This window comes from Mameliella sp. AT18, assembly GCF_028807275.1.
GTDB lineage: Bacteria > Pseudomonadota > Alphaproteobacteria > Rhodobacterales > Rhodobacteraceae > Antarctobacter > Antarctobacter albus.
Map to the genome: position 1 here is coordinate 1 of NZ_JARAMO010000329.1, position 26,549 is coordinate 26,549.

The following is a 26,549-nucleotide window of genomic DNA, read 5'->3' on the forward strand; positions in this document are numbered from 1 at the left end:
AAAGGCCCGGCACATGTGCCGGGCCTTTTTCCTGTGCCCCTCTGGTTGCGCGCCTGCGGAAACTCCCGTCACATTGGGCCGGTATTGACTTGCGTCATGTCGCGGGGCGCTACCTCCTCTAGGTCTGGGCCGGTCCGTGGGCGGTTCGAGGAAAGGGATTGCAGGCCATGAAGATTGAAAACAGGACATTCGACGAGTTGGAGCCGGGGGACACGGCCTCGTTGCGGCGCCTGTGTACGCAGGACGACCTGATCGTCTTTGCCAATGTCTCCGGCAATCACAACCCGATGCATGTGTTCAACGTGGACGGCGATGGCGACGGTGCGCCCGAGGCCGTTGTGCCCGGCATGTTCGTCGGCGCGCTGGTCTCGGCGGTGTTGGGCAACATGCTGCCGGGGGCCGGGACGCTGTACCACGCGCAAAGCCTTGTCTTTCACAACCGCGCCCATGCCGGGGACGAACTGGAAAGCCGCGTCACCGTCACCGACCGCAATGAACAGACCGGCATCGTGACCCTTGCGACAGAGGTCACGCGTCCGGCGGATGGCGCGCTGATCCTCTCCGGTGTGGCAGAGGTCGAGGCGCCGCGCCGCAAGATCAGCTATTCCAGCCACGATCTGCCGGGGCTGATCGTCCAGCGTCATCGGCATTTCGAGAAACTGCTGGCCCGTGCCGCGCCCTTGCCGCCGCTGGTGACGGCGGTGATCGCACCCGAAGAGCCGAACTCGCTGGGCGGGGCGCTGCTGGCGCGCGATCAGACGCTGATCACGCCGATCCTTGTCGGCTGCCCGGACAAGATCGGGGCCACGGCGGCAGAGCTGGGGCAGAGCCTTGACGGGGTCGAAATCGTGGCCGAACCGGATCACGCCACTGCCGCCCGCCGCGCCGTGGCGCTGGTGACACAGGGTCGGGCGGGGGCGCTGATGAAGGGTCACCTGCACACCGATGACCTGCTGCGCGCGGCCCTGGACAAGCAGACCGGCCTGCGCGCCGGGCGGCGCTTTACCCATGTCTTCGTGATGGACGTGCCCGGGCTGGCGCATCCGTTGCTGGTGACGGATGCGGCGATCAACATCGCGCCCGACCTGAAGGCCAAGAAGGACATCGTCCAGAACGCCATCGACCTGGCCATCAGCATCGGCATCGAGGAACCCAAGGTCGGCGTGCTGTCGGCGGTGGAAACGGTGAACCCCGATATCCCGTCTTCGGTCGATGCGGCTCTGTTGTCCAAGATGGCCGAGCGCAAGCAGATCACCGGCGGGCTGGTGGACGGCCCCCTGGCGATGGACAACGCGGTCGACATCGCCGCCGCGCGGACCAAGGGGATTTCCTCGCCGGTTGCGGGCCGGGCCGAGGTGCTGGTGGTGCCGGATATCGACGCGGGCAACATGCTGGCCAAGCAACTGACCTACATCAGCCATGCCGAGGGGGCCGGGCTGGTGCTGGGCGCGCGCGTGCCGATCATCCTCAACAGCCGCGCCGACGACGACATGTCTCGGCTGGCCTCCTGCGCGGTGGCGGCGCTGCACCATGCCCGCATCACGGGGACGCGGTGATGGCGCATGCGCTGGTCCTGAACGCCGGGTCGTCCTCGCTGAAATTCGGGCTGTTCCGCGGACGCCACCCGGAACTGGTGGCGCGCGGCCAGGTCGAACGTATCGGCGGCGCGGCGCAGTTGCATCTGCGGGATGCCGATGGCGCCGCACTGGCGGATACGGCCCTTCCGGGCCATGCCGCCGCCGATCACGCCGGGGCGCTGTCCGCTGTCCTGCACGAGGTCAAGGGGCGCTTTCCCGAGGCCGAAATCGGTGTCGTCGGGCATCGCGTCGTGCATGGCGGTATGGAGTTTGCCGCGCCGACCCGCATCACGCCCGAGGTCCTGCGCGCGCTGGAGCAACTGGAACCTTTCGCGCCCTTGCATCAGCCGCACAACCTTGCCGGCATTCGGGCCGCGCTCAGGGCCTTTCCCGAGGCGCGGCAGGTGGCCTGTTTCGACACCGGTTTTCACCGCAACCATCCCTTCGTGAACGACACTTTCGCCCTGCCGCGCGCCTATTACGAAAAGGGCGTGCGGCGCTACGGCTTTCACGGGTTGAGCTATGACTACATCTCTGGCGCGCTGGCCGAGATGGCGCCGACGCTGCACGCGGGCCGGGTAGTGGTCGCACACCTGGGTAATGGCGCCTCGATGTGCGGGCTGCTTGGCGGTCGGTCCATTGCCTCGTCGATGGGATTTTCGGCGCTGGACGGCTTGCCGATGGGGACACGGTCGGGGCAACTCGACCCCGGTGTCGTGCTCTACCTGATGGACAGCGAGGGGATGAACGCGGCGGAGATTTCCGAACTGCTTTACCGCCACTCTGGCCTGCTGGGCCTTTCGGGCATCAGCAGCGACATGCGAACGCTTCTGGCCTCGGATGATCCGCGTGCCCGCGAGGCGGTGGACTATTTCTGCTTTCGCATCCGGCGGGAACTGGGCGGGCTGGCCGCCGCGCTGGAAGGGCTGGATGCGGTGGTCTTTACCGGCGGGATCGGAGAGAACGCCGCGCCTGTGCGGGCGCAGGTTTGCCGGGGGTTGCACTGGATCGGGATCGAACTGGACGAGGCGCGCAATGCGGCCAACGAGACGGTCATCAGCTCTGACATGTCGCGGGTGCGGGTACTGGTGATCCCCACCAACGAGGAACTGGTGATCGCCCGCGCCGCGATGGATCTGGGGGCCGGCTGACCCGGCTCAGATCGGGACCAGGTGGTTGTCCCAATGCAGGTCGTGGGTGACATGGGTTTCACCCCGCACCTCTCCGGTGCCGGAGGTCAGCAAAAAGCCCGTGCCGCTCGCGGCCACGCCGCAGACATCCACCATGTCGATGGTCCGTTTCAACGCGCCGCTGCCAAGGTCAAAAACCTGTACCAACCCGCCGCGCGGAGAGGTGATGGCAACTTCTTGGGTATCGGCCAACAGCGCCACGCTGCCCGCGTAGCCCTGCATCCGCGCGGCCTGTTCAGGCGGGGCGGTGAAGAGGCGCGGGGTGCCGCCTTGTCGGGTGACACCGATCAGCGGCGGGTCCTTGGACAGATCACCTTGCCATTGCATCGCGAAGGCCACGGTGCCATCCGGCCCGACCGCCAGGTGACGGATCGAGTTCTTGTGCAGGGACCGCTCCAGCCGCTGTTGGTCCAACAACGCGCCCTCCAGCGTGAGGAAAGCGAGCGAAGGCTCCATCAGCGGGATGTTCAGCTTGGTCCGTCCGGCGTCGGGATGGGTCTCGATCCCGCCGTTTGCCACCACCAGCGTCTGGCCGTCCGGCATCAGTCGGATGTCATGCGGCCCGGTGCCGTGACTGTCGAACTCACCCAGCCGCTTGCCGTCCATCGACCAGACGCCGATCACGCCGCGCGCAGAGGCATAGTCGTTTTCCGCCGTGTAGAGCCGCGAGCCATCGGGTGAAAAGGCGCCGTGGCCGTAGAAATGCCGCCCCTTGGGGGCGTCGAACCGGGCGATTTCGTTGCCGGTCACGCAGTCCAGTACCACCGCAAAGCGCCCCGGACGGCGGGCGAACCCCACCGCAAGGGGCTGTTCCGGATGTGCGGCGGCGGCATGGCCCCGATCGGGCAGGGGGCAGGCAAAGGTGATCTGGCTTGCGGCGCTCAGCCCGCACAGCTGGTAGCGCCCGTCGCGCGTCATCGCGGCAGAGAGAAAGGCGGGCGAACCCGCCTCGGCCCATGTCGGGCGCGGGCAGGCGGTGGCGGCCAGCAACCCGGCCAGAAAGTGGCGTCGGTTGGCCATTTCAGTCCCCGTCCATCGAATTGAACCCGGCCGCGATGCCCAGCCGGGGGCCGAGATCCTGCGCAACGATCTCGCGAATCTCGGAAATGCGCTGTTGCAGGGCCTCGATGCGGATGCGGCCTTGCGGATCGCTGACCCCGGCAAAGACCGGATCGTCCAGATTGTCGGCGCGGGTCAGGGCGCGGGCAAAGGCAGTGTCGAGCACGGTGTCCCCACCGGACAGCCGCGCGCCAAGGTCGCGCAGCGCCGCCAGCGACAGCACGACATGGCGCAGCGACCGGCCAGAGCGGCGGGTCTCGGCGCGCATCGGGCGGGGGCGGTCATAACTGCCCATCGGGCGCCCGATCCGCGTGTCGCCGGTGAATTCGAGGCCCGTAGCCAACGCGGTGAACAGCTGTTTCGCTGCTTCTTCCGCCGTGCGGTAGGTGTCGTTGCCGGGCTGGCGCATCAGGTCGGCATAGCCGGTTTCCCAGTCCGCGAGGATCGCCGCCGAGGTGGCTGCGATATCCGCGCTCATGACCTGGACCAGCGCACAGCGGTAGGCCTCGCTGCCCGCGGCGCTGAACTGGTCGTCGTAGAGCAGGAACTCCATCGCGTAAAAGCCGCGTGCCGCGATCGAGACGTTCTGGAAACTGTCGAGGCTTTGAACCACCGGGTCCTCGTCCCGGATCAACTGTCCCAGCGCCTTGGGCGTGGCGCCCCGGCTGTCGGGCCAGAAGGCCAGGGCAAAGGCCCGGTCGCCCTGTTCCGAGGGGCCGAACCGCAAATGGCTGACCGCGATCCAGGCGTCGAACCCCGCGCCATAGGCCTCTTGCAGCTTGGGATCGTCTGTCGCGCAGTGCTGTTCGGCTGTGGTGGCCAGCGCGGCGGTGCTCTCGGCCAGCGCCTGGTAGCCGGGCAGGATATGAGCATCGACGATGGCACCCACGTCGGGCGCCTGGGCCAAGGCCGGCGAGGCGGCAAACACGAGGGCGAAAAGGCTGTTGCGCATGTCAGAGGCTTTCCAGAAAGGCGATCAGGGCGTTGCGGTCGGGCGGCGGCATCCGGGTGACGGCGTCGCGTTGTGACTGCGCCTCGCCCCCATGCCAGAGGATCGCCTCCAGCAGGGACTGCGCGCGGCCATCGTGCAGGAATGTGGTATGCCCCGAGACCTGTTCCGTCAAACCGATCCCCCAGAGCGGCGCGGTCCGCCATTCGCGGCCCGTGGCCCGCGCCTCTGGCCGACCGTCCGCCAGACCGGCGCCCATGTCGTGCAAGAGCATGTCGGTATAGGGCCAGATCAGCTGGAAACTGTGTTCCGGCCGGTCGGGCAGGCGGTGGGTCACGAATTTCGGCCTGTGGCAGGCGGCGCAACCCGTGTTGTGAAAGACCTGTTTGCCGCGCAGCACTTGGCTGTCATCCATGTTACGGCGCGCGGGCACGCCCAGGTTGCGGCTGTAGAAGGCGGTCAGCTCCAGCCCCTCGGCGTCCACCTCGAAACCGCGCGCGTCGCCACCGCCATGCGGCGCGGCCTGACAGTCGGCCTGCAGATCGGTGCATTCGCCCGCGCCCGCCGGGAACAGGGGGCTGGAAATGCCGATGTCGCCGACAAAGGCCGCCGCCGTCTGTTCCAGGATCGTCGGATTGCCCGCCTTGTGGCCGAACCGGCCCAGCATCGGCATGTCGAATTCGACCGACCAGACGATATTCGCCCGCCCCGAAATGCCGTCGTCATTGGCATCACCGGGATCGGCCCCGGCCAGGATCTCCGCTGCCGGGATCGCCTCCAACAGGCCCAGTCCGATCATTTGCGGCGCGACGCGGGGCGAGAGCATGGCTTTTGGGTGCAGCGGGCCATAGCCCAGGTCGGCCGCGGTATAGGTCGGTTTGCGCAGGGTGGCGCTTTCGCCCCCCGACAAAGGCACCGTGATCTCTTTGTAATCCACCTGAAGGCGGTATTCGGCAGCATGGCCCGGCAGGCTGAAATCCTGCAACTGCGTGCCGTAAGTCGGCTCTGGCGCGCTGGCGATATAGCCCTCGATCTCGGGGATCATGTCGTCGGGACCGCCGGGTACCGAGACCCGCAGGAACATCGACACTGCGCTGTCGTCGTGGCTTTCGGGGGGATGGCCGCGCCCGTCCTTGATGTGGCAGCGCTGGCAGGAGCGCGCGTTATACAGCGGCCCCAACCCGTCCGAGGCCAGCGTGGACGAGGGCGAAGACACCCAGATCTTGCGGAACAGCCCGTTGCCGACCTTGAAGGTCAGCTCATCCTCGAAATCGAGGCTGGCGGAAGGCAGGGAAAAGGCATTGGCATCCGGCGTCACCCGCACCGTCGCGGCGCCGGCGGGCTTGTCCTCGAACCGTTCCGGCGAACCGAATTCGGTGGGCGGCGCCAGCACTTTGGCGATGCGTGCATCTTCTGCCGGTGTGCGGGGCGTGAATTTCAGATGCGGTTCATCAAGAGGGCCCGCCACTGCGGCGGGCCCGATGAGGACAGCAAGGCAGGCCAGCTTACTCGGCTTCATCCATCTTCGATGCGTTGAGGTGGGCATAATTCTCGGCGCCGACACGGTCGTGCAGGTCAAGCTGGGTTTCGAGAAAGTCGATATGACCTTCTTCATCGGCCAGCAGCTGGTCGAACAGCTCCTTGGTGACGTGGTCGCCGGCCTCGTGACAGTATTCGCGGGCCTCCTTGTAGAGCGCGCGGGCCTCCTGTTCGGCCGCCAGGTCACATTCCAGCGTCTCCTTGGGCGTCTGGCCGATGCGCAGCGGGTCCAGCTTTTGCAGGTTGGGGTGGCCTTCCAGAAAGACGATCCGTTCCATCAGCTTGTCCGCGTGGTTCATCTCTTCGATGCTTTCTTCGCGGCTCTTCTTGGCCATGTGGCCCAGGCCCCAATCCTCTTGCAGCTTGTAATGCAGCCAGTACTGGCTGATCGCCGTCAGCTCGCTGCGCAGAGCGCGGTTCAGGTAGTCGATGACTTTCGGGTCGCCTTGCATGGTCGGGTTTCCTGTGTTGCTCCATCCCTGAGGGTACGGAGGTGCATGGGGACTTCCAAGTTTTGATTCTTGCGCATGGTGCCAAGGAAAAGCGGCATGCAACCGCCGCAATCCGCGGCCTTTCCCAATGCGTGATAGATCTTGCCTGGTGTGATGAGGGTTTCAGGGTCCGCCGCCCGCATCCAATCGATGGCGGAATGAATGTCGTGATCGGTGATGTTCTGGCAATGACAGATGATCATGGCGGCGGATCCGGTTGGTTTTACTGGAAGACGGCGTCGGGGTCGTCGAGACTGTCCGAGCCTTCGATGGCGGTGCCCTCGGCGCCCAGAACGGCGACGATGCGTTCGATGCTGCGGGTCTGGTCGATCAACCCGTTGACGCCGCCCATGACCAGCGCTTCACCGGCGTCCGAGCCGCGTTCCAGCATCATATCATAGCTGAACCCGGCCTCGGCGGCGGACTTGATCCGGCCAAGTGCCATCATCGTACGCGCCAGCTTGCCCTGCATCTCGGCGTCCAGCGCGGCATCGGTTTCGGCGACAAGGTCTGCCAGGGACGGGCCGCTGACCAGCGAGCCGTCGATGCGGACATATTCGCCAAGATAGACATTCTGGATGCCCAATCCGTCGTAGTAGTGGCTGTTGTGCGTGTTGTCCGAGAAACAGTCGTGCTCTTCCTCGGGGTCGTTCAGCATCAGGCCCAGGCGCATCCGTTCGCCCGCCTGTTCCCCGTAAGAGAGCGAGCCCATGCCGGTCAGCATCGCCGTGATCCCGGCAGCCTCGTCTGCCATCAGGGTGCTGCGGGCCTCGCCGCCCTCTGCCCACTGCGCGGTGATCCATTCGAGGTCCGAGACCAGCAGGTCGGTCGCGGCCTTGAGGTAGTCTCCGCGGCGGTCGCAGTTGTCGTTGGTGCAGGCTTCGCCCCGGGCATAGTCGGTCCAGGGGCGGTTGCCGGCGCCATGTGCATGGCCGTTCAGGTCCTGGCCCCAGAGCAGGAACTCGATGGCGTGATAGCCAGTGGCCACGTTGGCCTCGACGCCGTCGGCCTCGTGCAGGGTGTCGGACAGCAGGGCAGGGGTGATCTCGGCCGCATCCACGGTCTCGCCCGAGATGGTCAGCGAGGGCGAGGCGACGACATTCATCGCGGCCAGCGCGTTTTCGTCGGTCGGGCCGCCATAGGTCACGTCAACGTAGTCGATCAGGCCTTCGTCCAGCGGCCAGGCGTTCACCTTGCCTTCCCAGTCGTCGACGATTGCATTGCCGAAACGGTAGACTTCGCTCTGCTGGTAGGGGACGCGGGCGGCCAGCCAGGCGGATTTCGCCGCCTGCAGGGTTTCCGCCGAAGGGTCCGCGATCAGCGCGTCGACGGCCATTTGCAGGCGCTGGGCGGCGATCAGGCTGTCGCCGTAGATGGCCTCGGCGATGTCGGCGTAATTGTCCAGAACCTCGGCCCTGGAAACCTCGGCAAGGGCGGATCCGGTGGCAAGGGTCAGCGCCAGCGCGCTGGTCGCAAGGGTCCGGGTGGTCTTGATCTTCACTGTCTTTGTCCTCTTGGCGTTTGCTAGTGCAGTGTCCGCGGAGCGTTCGGGCCCGCTTTGCGCGGTGTCCCGGCGGGGGTTCGGCTGGTCATGCGGCGCAGCGCCAGGCCGAACTCCTCGGCCAGCGCGGCCAGGATCGGGGCGATGTCGGGCCGCACCAGCGTCATCGCCAGCAACAGCGCATCCTCGCGCTGGCCTTCGCTGGCGTATCCGATGAAGGTGGCAAAGCAGGACTCGTCGGCGCCCAGGCATTTGCAGGTGACGTGGTGGCGCATCAGCGGGCGCCGGCAATGGCGCGCGCAAAGCGCACAGAGGTCCTCGAAGACGCCCAGGGCATGGCGGCCCTCGGTGCTGCCCAGGTGTCGGGCGAAATCGCTCCAGACCTCGGTGCGGGCGGCATCGCCGTCGTTCCACAGCCGCAGGTACAGGACCGCGCCTGCCTCGACCGGGCCAAGCTCTGACAGGTAACCGACCGGCGCGCCGCCTCTTTCGACCATGCCGCTCATTTCGTCAGGATCAGTTTGCCGGCGCGGGTGATGCGCAGGATATACAATTGGTCGGCCAGGCGGATGCGGGCCAGGTCGCCGCCCTCGGTCAGGTCTCGGGCGTCATAGACGGGCAGGGGGTCCGCCTGGCTGTTGTCGGGGGCGGTGTTCAGTCCCATGTCCGTCCCTCCGAATTGTCTTCGATCCGGTCGAACAGGCGTTCGATGGAAAACAGGGTGGAAAAGCCAAGTGTCACGGGCCGCCGGTCGCCCCCGCCGGGGGTCCGGGGATCTGCGGCAATGTCGCTGGCGTTCAGCATCATGGGTCTCCGCGTGCCGGATTACGTCATTGGCTTGGCCCGGATTCGAGGGGCTGGCTGGGATGACATAAAGCTGACTATTTCTGTATGATTTGTCAATCCGACAATTTTAGTCGGATAAAAACCCGCGGGCAACCCCACGGAATCAGGGCGGATTCCACCGGGGCGCCCCGGCAGAGGTGTTCATAGGAAACGGTTGAGAAACCGGCGCGCGGGGCGTTCGATCAGGTGGTAGCTGAGCGCCGATCCGGCGATCACGATCACCCCCACCAGCGGCCAACCGGGGGTCGCAAACCCCAGCTTGGGCGCGTAGTCATAGCAGGCTTTGATCACCAGGACGTGGATCATGTAGGTCGAGTAGGAAATCTCTCCGAGATAGACCATGACCCGGCTGTTCGTGGGCAGCCAGGGCGCCTCGGAAAGACGCGCGCCCGCCACGATCAGCAGGCAGAAGGGCAGCAGCAATTCATACCCCGGGTCGAGCTGGCCGGCCAGCAGGGGCAGGGTCAGCAGCCCGACCGCCCCGGCGACAAGCCCCAGCCGCATCGACACCTGCGGCGCGATCCGGCGCAGCACCATGCCCAGGATGAACAGGGGCAGGATGCGCAGGGCGCCGAAATCCCAGGTCAGGTGCAGGAATGCCGTCTTGCCTAGGCTGAGCGCAAAGAGATGCACCCCGACGGCGCTGAGCGCCAGGGCGATCAGCAGCGCCCATGTCGGGTAGCGGCGCACCGCCAGCAGCCCGAAAAGCAGATAGGCGAACATCTCGGCCGAGATCGTCCAGCTGGGCCCGTTCAGCACCAGCCCCTCTGTCAGCGCCCAGCTGTGCAGCATCAGCACAGAGGCGATCACCCCGTCATGCCGGTTGTTGCCCAGCACCGCCAGGGCCAGGAAGATCAGCAGCATCGCCAGGTGCAGCGGATAGATGCGCGCAAAGCGTTTCCACAGGAACCGCCGCAAAGAGAACCGCCCCGAGGTGATCTGCCCTTCGTAGACATGGGCGATGATGAACCCCGACAGGATAAAGAAGAAATCCACCCCCCGCGCGCCGTTCTCGACGATGTCCCAGCCCAGCCCCGTGCCCGGTTCGATCCGCACGCGGACATGGAACAGAAAGACCCAGAAGGCGGCGAAAAAGCGAAAGGCGGTCAAGGTGCGCAGGTCGGCGGCCAGCGCCCCGGCGGGGCTGGTCGCACCCGGCAGGGTGCCTTGGGGAAGGCTGGCCTGTCCTGTCATCCCGCGATCCTTGCGCATATCCTGGCCCCGTCATGGCGCGGGAAAGTGGCGGGTACAGGGCCGCAAAGGGCCGCTTTGGTGAAATACGCGGGGCTCATGCCGCGGGCAGCCAGACCCGGAACAGGGCGCCGCCCTCGGGGGTATTGGTTGCCGTGATCAGCCCGCCCGCCCGCTGCACCAGTGTCTGAGAAATCGACAGGCCCAGCCCGGTGCCTTCGCCCTGCTTGGTGGTGAAGAACGGGTCAAAGACCGCCTCCATCGCGCCTTCGGACAGGCCCGGGCCGCTGTCCTGCACGCTCAGGCAGGCGCCCGGCCTGCCGTCTCTGTCTTCGGCGCTCAGGGTCAGGGTCAGCGTGCCGTCATGGCCCATCGCCTGCGTGGCGTTCATGACGAGGTTGATGATGACCTGCTGCATCTCGCCGGGATCGACATGCACCTCGGGCGCTTCGTGAAAATCGGTTTCGACCCGGATGGCGCTTTTCGACAGCACATGTTCGACCAGCAGCAGGCAATCCTCGACCAGCGGGCCAAGCGAGACAGAGTCCTCGTAGGCGTGGAATTCTCCGGGGCGGGCGAATTGCAGCAGCTTGCCGACCATCGCGTCGATGCGGGCGACTTGCCGGTCGACCAGGTCCAGCTCTGTCTTGACCGGTTGCGCCTTGTCGCCCAGCGTCTCGCGGATCACGTCGACATTGCCCTGGATGACCGCGACGGGGTTGTTGATCTCATGCGCGACGCCAGCGGTGATTTCCCCGATCGAGGCGAGTTTCTCGTTCATGACCAGTTGCCGATAGGTCTCTTCCAGCTTGGCATTGGCCTCGCGCAACTCGGCGGTGCGTTCCTCGACACGCTGGTTCAGCTCATCCGCCCAGGCGCGCAGGCGCTTGTCGCGGTCCTGGACCTGGCCCAGCAGGTCGTCCAGATGCGCCGCCACCTGGCCGATCTCGTCGCGCGCGCCCACATCGCCGTAGCGGGCCGAGAGGTCGCCGCGGCCCACGCGCTGCATGGTGCGGGTGATCCGTTCCAGCGGCGCAAAGATGCCCCGCGCCAGGGTCAGGAACAGCGGCACCGACAGGACCAGAACGCCGACGAAGGCCGCCAGCATCCACAGGATCGCGTCGCGTTTTTCCGCCGCGAAGGGCGCCTCCAGAAAGCCGACATAGAGCATTCCCACGCGCTCGCCGAAACTGTCGGTCAGCGGCAGGTAGCCCGAGATGTACCAGTCGTTGACCACGAAGGCGCGGTCCAGCCAGGTCTTGCCCTCGCCAAGAACCTGTTGCCGCACCACCGCCGACACCCGCGTTCCCAGCGCGCGCACGTCCTCGAATAGCCGCACGTTGGTCGAGACACGCACATCGTCCAGGAACAGCGTCGCCGTGCCCTGGCGTTCGCCGCCGGTCACGGCATTCAGGTAGACCAGCGCGTTGATCGTGTCGATGAACTGCAGGTTGCGGTTCAAGAGGATGCCCCCCACCAGCACGCCGTGATGACCGTCCAGCAGGACCGGCGCCGCGGAATGCACCACCATGCCGCGATCCTCGACCTCGCGTTCGGTGGGGACGGCGGCCTCCGTCTCGATCAGCGGGATACGGGCGCGGGCATCCAGCAGACCGGGCAGGGCGGCCAGGTCCGCGCCCGAGAGGATGTCGATCTCGGTCGCGGGGCGGCCATCCAGCGCCGCCACGATCACCGGCCAGCGCGAGGCATCGCCCAGCGTCGCCTCCTCTGACAGGTAATAGAGGAAATCCAGTTCCAGCGCCTCGCGCTTTTCGGCAAGGTAGCTGTCGAGCGCCGGGCCGCTGGCTGCCAGAACGCGCCCGAACTCGGCGCTTTCGGCGACACCGGTCAGCTCATCGCCGGTCGTCTCCATGATGCGGGCCAGGTATTGCTCGGCGATGCGCAGGTCGGATTCGACGTTGGCGATCAGCAGTTCGTCGTAGTCACTGGTCCAGCGCGTCATGCCCAGCACCAGCAACAGCGGCATCAGCACCGTCAGCGGTGCCAGCGCCAGCACCAGGAGGCGCAGGCGCACCGACAGCGCGGGCACGCGCCCGCGCCTTGGCCGATTACTCGTCGAGCGATCCATGAATCGCGAATTGTTCCAGCCCGGCCGCCTGCGCCTCGATCACGCGGTAGGCCTCGCGCACGCCGGAGTCGGTCAGTTCCCGGGCGACGGTCAGCAGGGTATTGGCCGGGTGGTCCTCGCAGAGATCGGCCATGTGGGCGATCTCGTCCTGTGCGACGGGTCGTGCCGCCTCGAGGGAGGGCGCGCCGTAGTAGGTCACGAAATGCTGTGCCAGCAGGTCCGTCAAGGCATTGACCTCTGCCGGTTCGGCTTCGGTCACGGCGACGAATGTCACCCGCCCGCCGGTTTCCAGCCCGAACCAGCCGTTGGCAAAGGCCTGCCGTGACTTGCCGGCCAGGTCGCCCTCGGTCCAGTTGGAAAACTCGAACCCGCCGGAGATGCACCACTCGCCTGTGCGCGCGGGGCTGGCAAAGACATGCTGGTCGCTTTCGTCGAAATGGATGGCACGGGCCAGTTTCATGGGGCCTCCTCCAGAAGGGTCGTCAAGGGGATCAGGTGGGTGGTCTCGCTGTCGCGCAGGAGCATCCCGAACGCCTCGTCCACGCCAAGAAAGGTGCCGGGCCAGCCGTCCTGCACCACGGTTTCCCCCAATCCATGCGCAAGACCACGCCATTCCGAATGCAGCGCCTTGGCGCCTTCGTCTTCCCAGCGGGCAATCCAGTTCAGCGTGTGCCGCGCCCAGGCCTCGACCAGACGTTCGGGCGCGACCTCGGCGCAGCCTTCCTCGAACAGGGCCGTCTGGTCGGGCACCTCGCCCGGAATGGCGGCCAGGGTCAGGGGCAACTCGAACCCGACCACCAGCCAGTCGGGGAATTCCTCGGGGTCCTGGGTCGAGGCACAGGCTCGGAAGGCGCCGCAGGCGGCGCCGTTGACCAGGATGCCGCCCGCCCAGGCCAGGTGGACCGCCACCTCGGGCGGGGCCAGCGCGCCAAGCGCGTTCTGGAACCCCACGCCGCAAAGCGGCAGCATGACCATGGCCTGTTTCAGCGGCACCTCGGGCGTCATGACCAGCGCGGCGCCCATGCGGTCCGCGGCGATGCGATAGCAGACAAGGCCCGCGTCGCAGCCCCGGATCGCCCGCATCACCGCGCCGTCAAAGGGATCGCCGCCGACCTCCTCGCCGCTCATCGCGGGCGGGAAGGTCAGCGGCTCGGTGATCCCGCTCATGCGACGCCCTCTGCCACCAGCGCGCTGGCGATGGCGTGGAAGGCCTGCGCCTGGGCGCTGTCGGGCTTTGAGGTCACGATCGGCGCGCCGCCGTCGCTTGCCAGCCGGATCTGCAGGTCCAGCGGCACCTCGGCCAAGAGGGGCACGCCCAGCTTTTGGGCCTCTGCCGCCACGCCGCCGTGGCCAAAGACATGTTCCTCATGTCCACAGTTGGAACAGATATGCGTGCTCATGTTCTCGATCATACCAAGGATCGGAACATTTAGCTGCCGGAACATGTCGATGCCCTTGCGCGCGTCCAGCAGCGCCACGTCCTGCGGCGTGCTGACGATGATCGCGCCATCGACATGCGCCTTCTGGCTCAGCGTCATCTGCACGTCGCCGGTGCCCGGCGGCAGATCCACCAGCAGCACGTCCAGCGCGCCCCATTGCACCTGCATCATCATCTGTTGCAGCGCGCCCATCAGCATCGGCCCGCGCCAGACCACGGCCTGGTCCTCGTTGGTCATCAGGCCAATCGACATCATGGTGACGCCGTGATTGCGCAGGGGCAGGATTGTCTTGCCGTCGGGCGAGGCGGGCCGCCCCGAGACGCCCAGCATCCGCGGCTGCGAGGGCCCGTAGACGTCCGCATCCAGCAGGCCGACGCGCCGCCCCTGCGCCGCCAGCGCACAGGCGAGGTTCGAGGAGACGGTGGATTTGCCCACGCCGCCCTTGCCGCTGGCAATGGCGATGATGTGGTCCACCCCGGGGATCTTCTGCGGGCCCTGCGGTTCGGCCTTTTTCTTCATGCCAAGGTCCGGCGGTGCCTTTTCGGAGTGGCCGGTCAGCACGATGGCGACCTTTTCGACCCCGTCCAACGCGCCCAGCCGGGCCTCTGCCTCGGCCTTGACCTTGCCATAGGCCTCGGCGTGTTGCGGCGCGATTTCCATGACGAAGCGGACATTGCCATCCTCGACATTCAGCGCCCGCATCACGCCACTGGCCACGATGTCGCCGCCCGCAACCGGGTCGGCGACGGTTTTCAGCACTTCCAGGACGGCGTCGCGTCCAAGCGTCGTCCGGGTCATTCCTGACCCTTGATCTCGCCGGTGACCTCGTGGCTCAGGCCCAGTTCGGGGATCGTCACGACGGCCTTGACGGCATAGGTCTTGCCGGCGGTATCGGTATTGCGCATCGCTTCCTCGATGGCCTGCTGCGAGGTCACGCCGACCTGCTTCAGAAACTTGCGCATCGACATGTTGAAGTCTTCGCTCATGGTCTGGTCCCTTTCATTTGACGCATGGCAGGGCGGGGGCCTAGCATGACCCGATGACCCTGCGTCTTTCTTTCATTTCCAGCGCACTTGCGCTTGGCCTGTCGCTTGTTCCCCTCGCGCTTGTCGCCCAGGACGACCCGCGCCCCGTCCGCCTGCATGCGCCCGCGGCGCTTGTCGACAGCGGTCTTGTCCAACATATCCTTCCGCGCTTCACGCTCAAGACGCGGGTGCGGGTGGAACTGGTCGAGGACCCGGAAAAGGCCGATATCGCGCTGGGCGCAACGGGGGATCCGCTGTTCGCGGGGCCGGAACGGGTCTGGCACCTTGAGGTGACCTCTGCGGATCACGCGGGCACCGGGCGTTTCGCGGACTGGCTGACATCCGAGGTCGGCCTCAACACGGTGGCAAGTTTCGCACCCGACGGTGCGCCGCTGTTCGGCCCGCCGCCGGAAGAGACCGAAGATGTCGAGACCGTGGTGATCGACGGCGACGCGAAACTGGGTCACAGGGTCAGCCGCGCCAAATGCGTCCGCTGCCATGTGATCGACGAAAAGACGCGCGGCTTCGGCATCGGTTCGACCCCCAGTTTCATGGTGCTGCGGGCGCTGCCGGACTGGGAGGATCGGTTCTATGCCTTCTACGCGCTGAATCCGCACCCGGCCTTCACCGTGGTCGAGGGGGTGACACTGCCCTTTCCCGACAACCGGCCCTCGCCCATCGCGCCGGTCCGCATGACGCTGGACGAGGTCGAGGCCATCGTCGCCTATGTCGCCGCGATTCAGGCCGCGGACCTGGGCGCGCCGCTGGAGTTCCAGTAGCGTCCGGGGCAGGGCGGGGTCCGTCACGGTCAGTGATCCCGGCGCTTGGACGGGTAATCCTCGGTCGTGCGGACCTTGGGCCGCTCTCCCATCGCAAAGGGATTGTCCGAAACGCCCATCTGCGCCTTGACCCGGCAATCGTCGCACATCTGGATCATCCGCAGCTTCTCCGGATCCTGGAACATGGCGTGCCCCGAGAGTTTCTCGGTGATCCGGTCGATGGCGGATTTCGACCCGAAGAGCGTGCCGCAGTCGACGCAGGCAAAGGGCTCTTCCTCGTTCAGCACCTCTTGCCGCAGGGCCGTCTCGGTCAGGTCCAGGCGGGGTTCCAGCGTGATGGCCTGTTCCGGGCAGATCGTGGCGCAGATCCCGCATTGCAGGCAGGCGTCCTCCTGAAAGCGCAGCTGCGGCAGGTCCGGGTTGTCGCCAAGCGCACCAGAGGGGCAGAGCGAAACACAGGACAGGCAGAGCGTACAGGCATCCGTATCCACCAGCACGGCGCCATAGGGGGCGCCCTGGGGCAGGGGCAGCTGCGCCTCATCCCCGTGCAGTGCGCGGGCGGCCTGCCGTGTCACCTGCCGCCGGGTGCCAAGGGGGCGCACCGGCTCTGCCACCGGGGCAGGGGCGGTTTCGTCATAAAGTGCATCGCTCATCGCGTCGGGGTCGGGCGTGTCCAGCAGGTGCACCCGGTTCCCGCCCGCGATTGCCCCGGCCAGCGCCAGCTGCGCCGCCAGGGCATCGCGGTCCGCCCCCGGTCCGGGCAGCAAGGTGACTGACGCAAAGCCCGCCGCCAGCGCGGCCACGGCTTCGGCATGTCCGAAGGCGCCCACGACGGGCAGTTCCATCGGGATCACGTCGCGCGGCAGTCCGCGCCCGTGCCGGGCGGAGAGGCGGATCATCTCTGCCCCATGCGCGTCATGCACCAAGAGGCGCGGCGCGCTGCCGCCCGCATCCAGGTAGGCCTTGGCCAGTGTCTGCACCCGGCGAAAGGTCAGGTCGACCGGCGGCGCGTCATAGCTGATGGCGCCCGAGGGGCAGGCCGCCGAACAGGCACCGCAGCCGGCACAGATCATCGGATCGACCGTCACGTGATCGCCCTCGGGCGAGATCGCGCCCGTGGGACACAGGTCGAGACAGCGAGTGCAGCCCGTCTGCCCGGCCCGCGAATGGGCGCAAAGCAACGCCTCTGTCCGGACGTAAAGCGGCTTTTCGAAGGTGCCGACAAGATGCGTGGCCGCCATGACCGCCGTTGCGACAGAGGGCGCGTGTGCGGGATCTGCCCGCAGGTAACCCTCGCGCTTTTCATGCGCGGGGAACAGCGGGGTGTCGCCCCGCAGGTCGAGGATCACGTCGCAGTCCGAGGCGCCGCCGTCTTGCGGATCGGTCAGGACAAAGGCACCGCGCCCGCCCGGTTCGACCTGCCGCAGGGCGTCGATCACCACGCGGAATTGCCCCAGTGCGCCCTGTGCCTGCCGCAGGCGGCCCGTCACCACGTCATAGGCGCGGCTGTCCGGAACTTCCGATCCCTCGGGCAAGAGAACCGTTACCCCCAGATGCGGCGCCAGTTGCTCGGCGGCGGGCAGGGCGACATCCGGCGCCCCGAGGACCAGGCACAGCCCCTCGGAAATCACGTCGAGCGTCTTTTCCGGCGCGGCGGGCAGCAATGCCTCGGCGATCAGGGCGGACATTTTGGGTACTGCAGAGGCGGACTCCGCGCTCCACCCGGCCCGGTCGCGCAGGTCCAGTACCGGCGGCGCCGGCAGGTCCATTTCCTCTGCCAGGGCCTCGAAAATCCGGGACTCCTGGGTACAGCAAAAAATCGTGTCACCCCCCTGAAGGGCGGCGGCGGCCCGGTCGATCTGGCTGGTGCAGAGGGCCGAACAGGGTGGGGATACCTCCAGCCCGGTGGTCCGTGACAGGGCCTGGGAATCGACTTGCTGCGTCCCCAGGCAGTCGCATGTTATCAATGACTTGACCATTGTCTTGCCCTCCCCTCAAAGCACGCTTGACGGTGCCTGTTTCGTGCTGCGCCGGTGGAGCCTAGCCATGATTCGCGGCCCTCCACAACCGTTTATCCCGGTCAGCCAAACCGCCGAAACGGACGCATTCGGGATGCTGCGCTGCGGCTGATTCGAGCATTCTCAAAACGCCGCTTTTCCGAGCAAAAATGTCAGGTTGGACAAAACGTCCGTGGCCCGGTGGCGCCCCTGTCGCGGCTGCCCAAATTGACCGTTTCGGGCGCGGAATACCGCGGTACGCCGTTTTTCGCTTTCGTTCGGCAAGGTTGCCGGATCAAACTCCTGTCAAGGGAGGACCACCGTGATCCACAATCCGAAGGCGTACCGGACCATGCCGCTGGGCATTGTGCTGAGACGCGCCCCTGGCGTGACTCGATGGGCGAAGTGGGTCTGGACCGCATCCGCCGTCATGCCCGGCGCCGGTGCCGCCGACTGGCGCGTCCTGCGCACCGAGGGCGAGGTGACCGAGTACCATGCCGCGACCGTGCCGCTGGAACTGCACGGCGCCGATACGGACGCCTACCTGCACGAACTCTCGGCCAAGCAGCCCAGCGTCTACGTCATCCTGCGCGAGGCGACAGAGGGAGAGGCCCCGCTGGAGGTGCTGACCGTGACCGCCTCGCCCTACGAGGCGCAGGACTATTCCGACAGCGGCGAGGAAATCATCGAGAAGGTCCCGATGCCGCCCGCGCTCTACGCGCTGGTGGCCAACTTCGTCGAGGAGTTCCACGAGGAAGAGGTCTTCATCAAGCGCAAGCGGGACAAGAAGCGCATCGACCTTGTCGAGGATGGCGTGGGCGATCCGCGTATCGGCAAGCTGGAGGATGTCTATGCCTCGCCCGCGCAGCAACGGAGGCGTATGAATTGAGCCGGTCGCCCGCAGATTTCTGGTCGCGCCGCCGCGCAGCCGTTGCCGCCGAGGACAGGGCCGAGACCCGGGCCGAACAGCAGGCCGCCGAGGCCGAGCAGCAGCGCGCGCTGGAGGACCGCCCGGACGAGGAGATCCTGGCCGAGCTGAACCTGCCCGCTCCCGAAGAGATGGAGGATCCCGCCCAGGTGCAGGCGCTGCTCAAGGCGGTGGCGCCGCAACGGCTCAAGACCCGCGCCCTGCGGCGGCTGTGGCGGCTGAACCCGGTGCTGGCCAATGTCGATGGGCTGGTCGATTACGGCGATGACTTCACCGATGCCGCCCGCGTGGTCGAGAACCTGCAATCGCTCTACCAGGTCGGCAAGGGCATGTTCGACAAGGCGGTGGAACAGGCCGAGGCAGAGGCCCGCGCCGCCAATGCCGAAAGGGATGCGATCGACGAGGCCCCGGATCAGGTCCGGGACGCGGTCGCCACAGACGCCGACGACACAGATGCCAACGTGGCACCACCGGCCCCGGCCCCCGAACCGGCGCCTCTGGCCCATTCCGAACCGAAAGTTGAACCAGAGACCTATGCCGCCGCCCCGCGCCGGATGCGCTTTCGCTTCGAGACCAGCACATGACGACCGACAAGGACCCGATGACAAACACCGCCGAAACCCGCCAGATCGCCGAAGAAGACCGGCTGCGCGCCGATCTTTACAATTTCCTCGGGCTGCTGCTGGCCGGGCCGCCGAACGAGATGCTGCTGGCGCAGACCGCCGGCCTGTCCGGCGACGCGACAGAGATGGGGCAGGCCATCGGCACCCTGGCGAAACTGGCCAAGGTCACAAAGCCCAAGACCGCGACCAGCGAATACAACAAGCTGTTCATCGGCCTGGGCCGGGGCGAACTGCTGCCCTACGCCTCTTATTACCTGACCGGCTTCCTGAACGAGAAACCGCTGGCTCTGCTTCGGCAGGACATGGTGCGGCAGGGGCTGGAACGCGCCGACAACGTGTTCGAACCCGAGGACAACATCGCCTCGCTGATGGAGATGATGGGCGCGATGATCGTGGGGCGCTTTGGCGCGCCGGCCAGCCTGGATGCGCAGCGCCAGTTCTTCAACAAGCACATCGGCCCCTGGGCGGGGCATTTCTACGCCGACCTCGAAGGCGCCAAGAACTCTGTCTTCTACGCCCCCGTGGCCACCGTCGGACGGCTCTTCATGGAGATCGAGGCCGAGGGGTTCCGCATGAGCGGCGAGTGAGGATTTCGCCGGGTGCGTTCGGATACGCACCCATCCCGGGGCGGGTGACCGTCCCTCAACCCGTGAAAGGAGCAACTTTCATGACCCAGGAAACCAAGGCCTCGCGCCGGAATTTCCTCAAGCTGGCAAGCGTCTCGGCCCCCGCGGCCGCGGTTGCGATCGCCAGCGGCCAGGCGGCCGAAGCCGGTCCCGCCGAGCCTGACCTGACATCAGAAAAGATGCAGGACACGGCGCATACCCGCGCCTTCTACGACAGCGCCCGCTTCTGAGGCGGCGCCCGCTCTGTCCGGCAGCGTCCGGTCAAAGCATGTAACGGCCCAAGGCGACTGGTTGCGTGACGCCCGACTGCCTCAGGCCATCGTCAGAGTCCCGCGCCCCTCAAAAGGCGCGCAAGGGAGAGAAAACCATGTTGAGGAAAAAGACCAACGGGGTTGCGCGACGCCCCCAGCGGACAAGTATCCTTTCCGAGGCCGCCAACGCCTCGGTTGACCGCCGCGCCTTTCTGCGCGGCTCGGGTCTGGCCATCGGTGGGATTGCCGCCATTGCCGCCACCGGCGGCACCGTGAAACAGGCCAGCGCCGCCTCTGCCGCCGCCCTCGGCGCGGTGGAGCTCAAGAAATCCGTATGCACCCACTGTTCCGTGGGCTGCACCGTCATCGCCGAAGTCAGCGACGGCGTCTGGGTCGGGCAGGAGCCCGGTTGGGACAGCCCCTTCAACCTGGGCGCCCATTGCGCCAAGGGGGCCTCGGTGCGCGAACACGCCCACGGCGAGCGCCGCCTGAAGTACCCGATGAAGAAAGAGAACGGCGAATGGGTCCGCATCTCGTGGGAGCAGGCCATCGACGAGATCGGCGACGGCATGATGAAGATCCGCGAGGAAAGCGGACCTGACTCTGTCTACTGGTTGGGCTCGGCCAAGCATTCCAACGAACAGGCCTACCTGTTCCGCAAATTCGCCGGCTACTGGGGCACGAACAACGTCGACCACCAGGCGCGGATCTGCCACTCGACCACCGTTGCGGGTGTTGCGAACACATGGGGCTACGGCGCCATGACCAACTCCTACAACGACATCCACAACAGCCAGGCGATCTTCATCATCGGTGGCAACCCCGCCGAGGCGCATCCGGTCTCGCTGCTGCACGTGTTGCGCGCCAAGGAGATGAACAATGCGCCGCTGATCGTCTGCGACCCGCGGTTCACCCGCACGGCGGCCCATGCGGATGAATACGTCCGCTTCCGTCCCGGTTCCGACGTGGCGCTGGTCTGGGGGATCCTCTGGCACATCTTCGAGAACGGCTGGGAGGACAAGGAGTTCATCCGCACCCGTGTCTGGGGCATGGACCAGATCCGCGAGGAAGTGGCCAAGTGGACCCCCGAAGAGGTCGAACGCGTCACCGGAACGCCCGGTTCGCAGCTGCGCCGCGTGGCCCGGACGCTGGCCAACAACCGTCCCGGCACCGTGATCTGGTGCATGGGCGGCACCCAGCACACCAATGGCAACAACAACACCCGCGCCTACTGCATCCTGCAGCTCGCGCTGGGCAACATGGGCACCTCCGGTGGCGGCACCAACATCTTCCGTGGCCATGACAACGTGCAGGGCGCGACCGATCTCGGTGTTCTATCGCACACGCTGCCCGGCTACTACGGCCTGGCCAAGGGATCGTGGCAGCACTGGGCGCGCGTCTGGGAGGAAGACTTCGACTGGCTTTCGGCCCAGTTCGACACGCTCAAGGGCGCGGACGGCAAGGACAAGAACCTGATGTTCGAGACCGGTATCCCGGTCAGCCGCTGGATCGACGGTGTCCTTGAAGACCCCGAGAACATGGACCAGCCGAACACGGTCCGGGCCATGGTGCTCTGGGGCCATGCGCCGAACTCTCAGACCCGCATGGTCGAGATGAAGAAGGCGATGGAGATGCTGGACATGCTGGTCGTCGTCGACCCGTATCCCACCGTTTCCGCCGTGCTGCATGACCGTGAGGATGGTGTCTACCTGCTGCCCGCAGCCACGCAGTTCGAGACCTACGGGTCGGTGACCGCCTCCAACCGCTCGCTGCAGTGGCGTCAGAAGGTTGTCGATCCGCTCTTCGAGTCGAAGCCCGACCAGGAGATCATCGGTCTCTTCGCCAAGAAGTTCGGCTTTCATGATCGCATGTTCCGCAACATCGCGCTGGAGGACGACGGCATCACGCCGAATGTCGAGGACACGCTGCGCGAGATCAACAAGGGCATGTGGACCATCGGCTATACCGGCCAGTCTCCGGAGCGGCTGAAGCTGCACATGGAGAACCAGCACACCTTTGACCGCACCACCCTTCAGGCGGTGGGTGGCCCGGCCGACGGCGACTATTACGGTCTGCCCTGGCCAAGCTGGGGCACAGCCGACATGAAGCACCCGGGCACGCCCAATCTCTACGACATGTCCAAGCCTGTCGCAGAGGGCGGTCTGACCTTCCGGGCGCGTTTCGGTGTCGAGCGTAACGGCGACAACCTGCTGGCCGATGGCGTTTACTCGGTGGGATCCGAAATCCAGGACGGCTATCCCGAGTTCACCATGCAGATGCTCATGGATCTTGGCTGGGACGGTGACCTGACCGAGGAAGAGCGCGCGGTGATCGACGGCATCGCCGGGCCCAAGACCAACTGGAAAACCGACCTTTCGGGCGGCATCCAGCGGGTCGCGATCAAGCATGGCTGCGCCCCCTTCGGAAACGCAAAGGCCCGTGCGGTCGTCTGGACCTTCCCGGATCCGATCCCGGTGCACCGCGAACCGCTGTACACCAACCGCCGCGACCTCGTGGCCGACTACCCGACCTACGAGGACCGCAAGTTCTACCGTCTGCCGACCATGTATGCGTCGATCCAGAAGCAGGACTTCAGCCAGGACTACCCGATCATCCTCACCTCCGGCCGACTGGTAGAGTACGAGGGCGGCGGGGACGAGACCCGGTCGAACCCCTGGCTGGCCGAACTGCAGCAGAACATGTTCGTCGAGGTGAACCCGCGGGACGCCAACAACCTGGGTATCCGCGACGGTTCGGATGTCTGGGTCGAAGGCCCCGAGGGCGGCAAGGTCAAGGTCATGGCGATGGTCACCCAGCGGGTGGGCGAAGGTGTTGCCTTCATGCCCTTCCACTTCGGCGGCCACTTCCAGGGCGAAGACCTGAGGTCCAAGTACCCGGACGGCGCGGATCCCTATGTGCTTGGGGAATCCACCAACGTCGCCCAGACCTACGGCTACGACTCGGTGACCCAGATGCAGGAAACCAAATGTACCCTGTGCAAGATCACCGCAGCGTAAGGAGAAACAGACATGGCAAGATCCAAATTCCTCTGTGACGCCGAGCGCTGTATCGAGTGCAACGCCTGCGTGACCGCGTGCAAGAACGAACACGAGGTGCCCTGGGGGATCAACCGCCGCCGCGTGGTGACGATCCAGGATGGCACGCCGGGCGAACGCTCGATCTCGGTGGCCTGCATGCACTGTTCCGACGCGCCCTGCATGGCCGTCTGTCCGGTGGATTGCTTCTACCAGACCGAAGAAGGTGTGGTCCTGCACTCCAAGGACCTCTGCATCGGCTGCGGCTACTGCTTCTACGCGTGCCCCTTCGGCGCGCCGCAGTTCCCGCAGGCGGGCAACTTCGGCTCGCGCGGCAAGATGGACAAATGCACCTTCTGTGCCGGCGGCCCCGAGGAAACCCACTCGACCGCGGAGTTCGCCAAGTACGGGCGCAACCGGATCGCAGAGGGCAAGCTGCCCATCTGCGCCGAGATGTGTTCCACCAAGGCCCTGCTTGCCGGTGACGGCGACGTGGTCTCGGGCATCTACCGCGAACGCGTGGTCGCCCGTGGCTTCGGCTCGGGCGCCTGGGGCTGGGGCACCGCCTACGACCAGAAAGGCGGCTGACGCCTCCTTTGGGCGGGGCCCTGTCCCGCCCTATCATTCCATCTCATGGCAGGGGCCCGTGATCCACGGGCCTCTGGCCAATGGCAGAATATGACGCCTCGGGCCTCCGGCGCCGCCAACTCGGCTGCCGCGTCCACGGCGTGTCTTTTCGACGGGGACAGTCATGTCACAACGCTCCAGCGGTTTCGGATGGTTCATTCTATTGGTGGCCGGCCTTGCCGTGCTGACCTTCATTTTCCGGCCGCCCGCGCCGGCAGAGACGGGCACCGACCCGGCGACCCTGGCCGAGGCGCGCAAGGCCACCGGCGGCGCCCAGACGCTGGAGGACATCCTGGCCCGGCAACGGGGCGAAGAGGTCGATCTCAGCTTTCGGCGCGAGTTCGGCCAGCCGGGCGCCGATCCGGATGCACCGCTGGCGCTGGCCCCGCTTGGAGGCGCCTCGGACCCCGACCTGTGGCGCGCGCTGCGCTATGACGCGGCGGATGTGAACGTCTCCGCCGGCGGGGACGTGGCCAAGGTGTTGGTGCAGGATGGCGGCATGGCCTGGTACGAATTCCGCAAGGGGCCGCTGGCCACCTATGGCGGCTGGCTGCTGATCGGCACCATCGTCGCGCTGGCCGTCTTTTACCTGCTACGCGGCCGGATCGGCATCGACGAGCCGATGACCGGGCGCACCGTGACCCGGTTCCAGGCGATCGAGCGTTTTGCGCACTGGCTGCTGGCGGGGTCCTTCGTCCTCTTGGGCCTGTCCGGCCTGCTGACGCTCTTCGGGCGCTTCTTCATCTTGCCGACCTTTGGCCCCGAGCTGAACTCGCAGCTGCTGATCGCGTCGAAATTCGTGCACAACAACCTGGCCTGGCCCTTCATGCTGGGGCTGGTCATGGTCTTTGTCATGTGGGTCTGGCACAACATCCCCGACCGCACCGACATCACATGGTTCGCCCAGGCGGGCGGCATCATCGGCAAGAACCACCCGCCGGCCAAGAAATTCAACGGCGGGCAGAAGATCATCTTCTGGTCGGTGATCCTGCTGGGCGCCTCGATCTCTCTGTCGGGCCTCTCGCTGCTCTTTCCGTTCGAATTGCCGCTCTTTGCCAAGACCTTTGGCATCGTCAACCAGACCGGCATCCCCCAGTGGTCGGGCTATGGCGCTCTGCCGACCGACCTTGCCCCGCAGGAAGAAATGCAGTTGGCACAGCTCTGGCACGCGATCGTGGCCTTTGTCCTGATGGCGATCATCATCGCGCATATCTACATCGGCTCCATCGGAATGAAGGGCGCCTTTGACGCGATGGGCTCGGGCGAGGTCGACGAGGCCTGGGCCCATCAACACCACTCGCTCTGGCTCGATGAGGTCAAGGCGCGCCAGGCGAAGGACGGCAAGACCCCGGAGTCCGGGGCCACCCCGGCGGAATGATGCGGGCCGCGCTGCTCGCCCTCGCGCTCGCGGCCCTGCCCGCGGGCGCGGAGGAATTCACCACGCTCAAGGGGCATGGCGGCCCCGTCATGGCCTTGGCGATCTCTCCCGGCGGTGAGGTGACAAGCGCCAGCTTCGACAACTCGGTCGGGCTGTGGTCGGGGCGCGCGCCCACCTGGCTGGAAGGGCACGCGGCCGCGGTTACAGCGCTGACCTGGGGGGCGGGGGGCGTGCTGGTCTCAGGCAGCGACGATTTCGCCGTGCGCCAATGGCGCCCGATCGACCGCCTGCTGGGCAAACACAAGGGCAAGGTGACGTCGCTTTCCGTCGCGCCCGACGGCAGCCATGCCGCCAGTGGCAGCTGGGACGGCAGCATCAGGCTCTGGCCACTGACAGAGGCGGGCAGGGCGGGGGAACTGCCCTATCCCGGTGCGGGCGTGAACGCCGTGGCGCATTCGCCGGATGGGCGTTTCCTCTATGCGGCGACCTCCAAGGGTGTGCTGCTGCAATATAACCTCGACACTGGCGGATCGCCCCTGCCGCTGGTCGAACATGGTTTTGGCATCAACCGGCTGGTCATTGGCCCCGGCTGGATCGCCTATGGTGCCGTGGATGGCGGCACCCGCGTGATCGACGCCGCGACCGGCGAGCAGATCGCCGATTTCACGCTCGACCGCCGCCCGATTCTCGCCCTGTCTTGGCACGCCGAAACGGCGCAACTGGCGGTCGGGGACGGGCATGGCTACATCATGATGGTCGACACGGAGCAATGGCGCATCACCCGCGATTTCCGCGCCATGCGGCATGGGCCGGTCTGGGCGCTGGCCTTTGCCCCGGACGGGCAGGTGATCTACGCGGGGGGGCTGGAAGATGTCGTCTATGCCTGGCCCGTGGCCCTGCTGGACGAACTCGACGCGCCCGAAGGCTCGGGCCAGCGCAGCTTTCTGCGCGACCCCGAAACCATGTCCAACGGCGAACGGCAATTCATGCGCAAATGCTCGATCTGCCACGCACTGACCCCGGGGCCGTCGCGCAAGGCGGGGCCGTCTCTGCACGGTGTCTTTGGCCGCCAAGCCGGGACATTGCCGGGCTACAGCTATTCCGACACCCTGACAGAAGCCGGCTTCGCATGGACGGAAGAGACCATAGACGCCCTGTTCGACGAAGGCCCGGACCACTACATTCCCGGCTCCAAGATGCCCATGCAGGTGATCGCCAAAGGCTCGGACCGGGCCGACCTGATCGCCTTTCTCAAATCCGCAAGTGAAGGAAACAGCAAATGAAAGCCATGCTCTCGGGGTTCGCCGCGATGATCCTGCTGGCCGTCGGCGCCTGGTACGGGCTGAACGAGATGAAATTCTCGAGCGCCGACAAGCAGACCGGCGTCAACGTGCGGCTCGACTGATCCG

At 66.3% G+C, this 26,549-nt stretch carries 28 protein-coding genes; 12 read left to right on the forward strand and 16 right to left on the reverse strand.

Annotation, left to right across the window (positions count from 1 at the left end; translation table 11 throughout):
* Positions 1–167 precede the first annotated feature (167 nt).
* Both PVW46_RS27850 and PVW46_RS27855 read left to right on the forward strand, forming a co-directional pair.
* The gene (locus PVW46_RS27850) at positions 168–1,556 is read left to right on the forward strand and encodes a bifunctional enoyl-CoA hydratase/phosphate acetyltransferase (protein ID WP_069208569.1); all 1,389 of its coding nucleotides are present in this window, start codon (positions 168–170) and stop codon (positions 1,554–1,556) included.
* A complete protein-coding gene (locus tag PVW46_RS27855; RefSeq protein WP_069208568.1) occupies positions 1,556–2,728 on the forward strand; it encodes an acetate/propionate family kinase in 1,173 nt (390 codons plus the stop codon). The genes PVW46_RS27850 and PVW46_RS27855 overlap by 1 nt, the downstream gene beginning before the upstream one ends.
* A 6-nt stretch (positions 2,729–2,734) precedes the next feature.
* On the opposite strand, the gene PVW46_RS27860 is transcribed toward PVW46_RS27855, so the two are convergent.
* The 15 genes from PVW46_RS27860 to PVW46_RS27930 all read right to left on the reverse strand — a co-directional run bounded on the left by PVW46_RS27860 (position 2,735) and on the right by PVW46_RS27930 (position 14,857).
* Positions 2,735–3,787 carry a DUF1513 domain-containing protein gene (locus PVW46_RS27860; protein ID WP_069208567.1) on the reverse strand — a complete coding sequence of 351 codons (1,053 nt, stop codon included), beginning with the start codon at positions 3,785–3,787 and terminating at the stop codon, positions 2,735–2,737.
* Position 3,788: 1 nt separating this feature from the next.
* Positions 3,789–4,778, reverse strand: coding sequence for an imelysin family protein (locus PVW46_RS27865; protein WP_069208566.1), 990 nt, complete (start codon positions 4,776–4,778; stop codon positions 3,789–3,791).
* A gap of 1 nt (position 4,779) precedes the next feature.
* Positions 4,780–6,294, reverse strand: coding sequence for a di-heme oxidoreductase family protein (locus tag PVW46_RS27870; RefSeq protein WP_069208565.1), 1,515 nt, complete (start codon positions 6,292–6,294; stop codon positions 4,780–4,782).
* On the reverse strand, positions 6,281–6,766 hold the full coding sequence (bfr, locus tag PVW46_RS27875; RefSeq protein WP_043143194.1) for a bacterioferritin: 486 nt from the start codon (positions 6,764–6,766) through the stop codon (positions 6,281–6,283). Before bfr ends, PVW46_RS27870 begins: the two co-directional genes overlap by 14 nt.
* Positions 6,733–7,008: a (2Fe-2S)-binding protein gene (locus PVW46_RS27880; RefSeq protein ID WP_074620694.1), complete on the reverse strand. Its 276-nt coding sequence runs from the start codon at positions 7,006–7,008 to the stop codon at positions 6,733–6,735. The genes bfr and PVW46_RS27880 overlap by 34 nt, the downstream gene beginning before the upstream one ends.
* 20 nt (positions 7,009–7,028) lie before the next feature.
* A complete protein-coding gene (locus PVW46_RS27885) occupies positions 7,029–8,300 on the reverse strand; it encodes an imelysin family protein (protein ID WP_443137069.1) in 1,272 nt (423 codons plus the stop codon).
* 29 nt (positions 8,301–8,329) lie between these two features.
* A complete protein-coding gene (locus PVW46_RS27890; protein ID WP_069208564.1) occupies positions 8,330–8,812 on the reverse strand; it encodes a hypothetical protein in 483 nt (160 codons plus the stop codon).
* Complete coding sequence (gene hemP, locus PVW46_RS27895) at positions 8,809–8,970, reverse strand: hemin uptake protein HemP (RefSeq protein WP_083242201.1); 162 nt, start codon at positions 8,968–8,970, stop codon at positions 8,809–8,811. The genes PVW46_RS27890 and hemP overlap by 4 nt, the downstream gene beginning before the upstream one ends.
* Complete coding sequence (locus PVW46_RS27900) at positions 8,961–9,113, reverse strand: hypothetical protein (RefSeq protein WP_274578285.1); 153 nt, start codon at positions 9,111–9,113, stop codon at positions 8,961–8,963. The genes hemP and PVW46_RS27900 overlap by 10 nt, the downstream gene beginning before the upstream one ends.
* 180 nt (positions 9,114–9,293) lie before the next feature.
* A complete protein-coding gene (locus PVW46_RS27905) occupies positions 9,294–10,346 on the reverse strand; it encodes an acyltransferase family protein (RefSeq protein ID WP_274578286.1) in 1,053 nt (350 codons plus the stop codon).
* Positions 10,347–10,440: 94 nt separating this feature from the next.
* Positions 10,441–12,432 (reverse strand): sensor histidine kinase, encoded by a 1,992-nt coding sequence (locus tag PVW46_RS27910; protein ID WP_069208562.1) that lies wholly within the window; start codon positions 12,430–12,432, stop codon positions 10,441–10,443.
* Entirely contained in the window at positions 12,413–12,892 is a 480-nt protein-coding gene (locus tag PVW46_RS27915; protein WP_069208561.1) for a DUF6505 family protein, read from the reverse strand. The genes PVW46_RS27910 and PVW46_RS27915 overlap by 20 nt, the downstream gene beginning before the upstream one ends.
* Positions 12,889–13,590, reverse strand: a complete 702-nt coding sequence (locus PVW46_RS27920; protein WP_069208581.1) for a biotin/lipoate--protein ligase family protein — start codon at positions 13,588–13,590, stop codon at positions 12,889–12,891. The genes PVW46_RS27915 and PVW46_RS27920 overlap by 4 nt, the downstream gene beginning before the upstream one ends.
* Positions 13,591–13,595: 5 nt before the next feature.
* On the reverse strand, positions 13,596–14,669 hold the full coding sequence (locus tag PVW46_RS27925; protein ID WP_069208560.1) for an Mrp/NBP35 family ATP-binding protein: 1,074 nt from the start codon (positions 14,667–14,669) through the stop codon (positions 13,596–13,598).
* Positions 14,666–14,857 carry a DUF6494 family protein gene (locus PVW46_RS27930; RefSeq protein ID WP_043143199.1) on the reverse strand — a complete coding sequence of 64 codons (192 nt, stop codon included), beginning with the start codon at positions 14,855–14,857 and terminating at the stop codon, positions 14,666–14,668. The genes PVW46_RS27925 and PVW46_RS27930 overlap by 4 nt, the downstream gene beginning before the upstream one ends.
* Before the next feature lie 53 nt (positions 14,858–14,910).
* On the opposite strand from PVW46_RS27930, the gene PVW46_RS27935 reads away from it, so the two are divergent.
* Entirely contained in the window at positions 14,911–15,675 is a 765-nt protein-coding gene (locus tag PVW46_RS27935; protein ID WP_069208559.1) for a hypothetical protein, read from the forward strand.
* Positions 15,676–15,704: 29 nt separating this feature from the next.
* On the opposite strand, the gene PVW46_RS27940 is transcribed toward PVW46_RS27935, so the two are convergent.
* A complete protein-coding gene (locus tag PVW46_RS27940; RefSeq protein ID WP_069208558.1) occupies positions 15,705–17,654 on the reverse strand; it encodes a 4Fe-4S binding protein in 1,950 nt (649 codons plus the stop codon).
* Positions 17,655–18,024: 370 nt separating this feature from the next.
* On the opposite strand from PVW46_RS27940, the gene PVW46_RS27945 reads away from it, so the two are divergent.
* The 9 genes from PVW46_RS27945 (at position 18,025) to PVW46_RS27985 (ending at position 26,545) form a co-directional block, all read left to right on the forward strand.
* Positions 18,025–18,561: a DUF3305 domain-containing protein gene (locus tag PVW46_RS27945; RefSeq protein WP_069208580.1), complete on the forward strand. Its 537-nt coding sequence runs from the start codon at positions 18,025–18,027 to the stop codon at positions 18,559–18,561.
* Positions 18,558–19,184: a DUF3306 domain-containing protein gene (locus PVW46_RS27950; RefSeq protein WP_069208557.1), complete on the forward strand. Its 627-nt coding sequence runs from the start codon at positions 18,558–18,560 to the stop codon at positions 19,182–19,184. The genes PVW46_RS27945 and PVW46_RS27950 overlap by 4 nt, the downstream gene beginning before the upstream one ends.
* Positions 19,181–19,810, forward strand: coding sequence for a TorD/DmsD family molecular chaperone (locus PVW46_RS27955; protein WP_069208556.1), 630 nt, complete (start codon positions 19,181–19,183; stop codon positions 19,808–19,810). The genes PVW46_RS27950 and PVW46_RS27955 overlap by 4 nt, the downstream gene beginning before the upstream one ends.
* An 80-nt stretch (positions 19,811–19,890) precedes the next feature.
* Positions 19,891–20,079, forward strand: coding sequence for a twin-arginine translocation signal domain-containing protein (locus PVW46_RS27960; RefSeq protein ID WP_043143209.1), 189 nt, complete (start codon positions 19,891–19,893; stop codon positions 20,077–20,079).
* A 137-nt stretch (positions 20,080–20,216) separates the two neighbouring features.
* A complete protein-coding gene (locus PVW46_RS27965; RefSeq protein WP_043143211.1) occupies positions 20,217–23,117 on the forward strand; it encodes a formate dehydrogenase subunit alpha in 2,901 nt (966 codons plus the stop codon).
* 12 nt (positions 23,118–23,129) lie between these two features.
* Positions 23,130–23,723: a formate dehydrogenase FDH3 subunit beta gene (fdh3B, locus tag PVW46_RS27970; RefSeq protein WP_043143213.1), complete on the forward strand. Its 594-nt coding sequence runs from the start codon at positions 23,130–23,132 to the stop codon at positions 23,721–23,723.
* A gap of 163 nt (positions 23,724–23,886) precedes the next feature.
* Complete coding sequence (locus PVW46_RS27975; protein ID WP_083242200.1) at positions 23,887–25,140, forward strand: formate dehydrogenase subunit gamma; 1,254 nt, start codon at positions 23,887–23,889, stop codon at positions 25,138–25,140.
* Positions 25,140–26,423: a c-type cytochrome gene (locus tag PVW46_RS27980; RefSeq protein ID WP_069208579.1), complete on the forward strand. Its 1,284-nt coding sequence runs from the start codon at positions 25,140–25,142 to the stop codon at positions 26,421–26,423. The genes PVW46_RS27975 and PVW46_RS27980 overlap by 1 nt, the downstream gene beginning before the upstream one ends.
* Complete coding sequence (locus PVW46_RS27985; protein ID WP_261394718.1) at positions 26,420–26,545, forward strand: hypothetical protein; 126 nt, start codon at positions 26,420–26,422, stop codon at positions 26,543–26,545. Before PVW46_RS27980 ends, PVW46_RS27985 begins: the two co-directional genes overlap by 4 nt.
* Positions 26,546–26,549 lie beyond the last annotated feature (4 nt).

What these genes read in the sequence shown, in the direction of transcription:
- PVW46_RS27865 (WP_069208566.1), bottom strand. Translation starts at nt 4,778, where the DNA reads ATGCGCAACAGCCTTTTCGCCCTCGTGTTTGCCGCCTCGCCGGCCTTG.
- hemP (WP_083242201.1), bottom strand. Translation starts at nt 8,970, where the DNA reads ATGGGACTGAACACCGCCCCCGACAACAGCCAGGCGGACCCCCTGCCC.
- PVW46_RS27935 (WP_069208559.1), top strand. Translation starts at nt 14,911, where the DNA reads ATGACCCTGCGTCTTTCTTTCATTTCCAGCGCACTTGCGCTTGGCCTG.
- PVW46_RS27900 (WP_274578285.1), bottom strand. Translation starts at nt 9,113, where the DNA reads ATGATGCTGAACGCCAGCGACATTGCCGCAGATCCCCGGACCCCCGGC.
- PVW46_RS27855 (WP_069208568.1), top strand. Translation starts at nt 1,556, where the DNA reads ATGGCGCATGCGCTGGTCCTGAACGCCGGGTCGTCCTCGCTGAAATTC.
- PVW46_RS27860 (WP_069208567.1), bottom strand. Translation starts at nt 3,787, where the DNA reads ATGGCCAACCGACGCCACTTTCTGGCCGGGTTGCTGGCCGCCACCGCC.
- PVW46_RS27850 (WP_069208569.1), top strand. Translation starts at nt 168, where the DNA reads ATGAAGATTGAAAACAGGACATTCGACGAGTTGGAGCCGGGGGACACG.
- PVW46_RS27985 (WP_261394718.1), top strand. Translation starts at nt 26,420, where the DNA reads ATGAAAGCCATGCTCTCGGGGTTCGCCGCGATGATCCTGCTGGCCGTC.
- PVW46_RS27915 (WP_069208561.1), bottom strand. Translation starts at nt 12,892, where the DNA reads ATGAAACTGGCCCGTGCCATCCATTTCGACGAAAGCGACCAGCATGTC.
- PVW46_RS27960 (WP_043143209.1), top strand. Translation starts at nt 19,891, where the DNA reads ATGACCCAGGAAACCAAGGCCTCGCGCCGGAATTTCCTCAAGCTGGCA.
- fdh3B (WP_043143213.1), top strand. Translation starts at nt 23,130, where the DNA reads ATGGCAAGATCCAAATTCCTCTGTGACGCCGAGCGCTGTATCGAGTGC.
- PVW46_RS27925 (WP_069208560.1), bottom strand. Translation starts at nt 14,669, where the DNA reads ATGACCCGGACGACGCTTGGACGCGACGCCGTCCTGGAAGTGCTGAAA.
- PVW46_RS27905 (WP_274578286.1), bottom strand. Translation starts at nt 10,346, where the DNA reads ATGACAGGACAGGCCAGCCTTCCCCAAGGCACCCTGCCGGGTGCGACC.
- PVW46_RS27940 (WP_069208558.1), bottom strand. Translation starts at nt 17,654, where the DNA reads ATGGTCAAGTCATTGATAACATGCGACTGCCTGGGGACGCAGCAAGTC.
- PVW46_RS27945 (WP_069208580.1), top strand. Translation starts at nt 18,025, where the DNA reads ATGCCGCTGGGCATTGTGCTGAGACGCGCCCCTGGCGTGACTCGATGG.
- PVW46_RS27910 (WP_069208562.1), bottom strand. Translation starts at nt 12,432, where the DNA reads ATGGATCGCTCGACGAGTAATCGGCCAAGGCGCGGGCGCGTGCCCGCG.
- PVW46_RS27975 (WP_083242200.1), top strand. Translation starts at nt 23,887, where the DNA reads ATGTCACAACGCTCCAGCGGTTTCGGATGGTTCATTCTATTGGTGGCC.
- PVW46_RS27880 (WP_074620694.1), bottom strand. Translation starts at nt 7,008, where the DNA reads ATGATCATCTGTCATTGCCAGAACATCACCGATCACGACATTCATTCC.
- PVW46_RS27870 (WP_069208565.1), bottom strand. Translation starts at nt 6,294, where the DNA reads ATGAAGCCGAGTAAGCTGGCCTGCCTTGCTGTCCTCATCGGGCCCGCC.
- PVW46_RS27930 (WP_043143199.1), bottom strand. Translation starts at nt 14,857, where the DNA reads ATGAGCGAAGACTTCAACATGTCGATGCGCAAGTTTCTGAAGCAGGTC.
- PVW46_RS27955 (WP_069208556.1), top strand. Translation starts at nt 19,181, where the DNA reads ATGACGACCGACAAGGACCCGATGACAAACACCGCCGAAACCCGCCAG.
- PVW46_RS27980 (WP_069208579.1), top strand. Translation starts at nt 25,140, where the DNA reads ATGCGGGCCGCGCTGCTCGCCCTCGCGCTCGCGGCCCTGCCCGCGGGC.
- PVW46_RS27890 (WP_069208564.1), bottom strand. Translation starts at nt 8,812, where the DNA reads ATGAGCGGCATGGTCGAAAGAGGCGGCGCGCCGGTCGGTTACCTGTCA.
- bfr (WP_043143194.1), bottom strand. Translation starts at nt 6,766, where the DNA reads ATGCAAGGCGACCCGAAAGTCATCGACTACCTGAACCGCGCTCTGCGC.
- PVW46_RS27965 (WP_043143211.1), top strand. Translation starts at nt 20,217, where the DNA reads ATGTTGAGGAAAAAGACCAACGGGGTTGCGCGACGCCCCCAGCGGACA.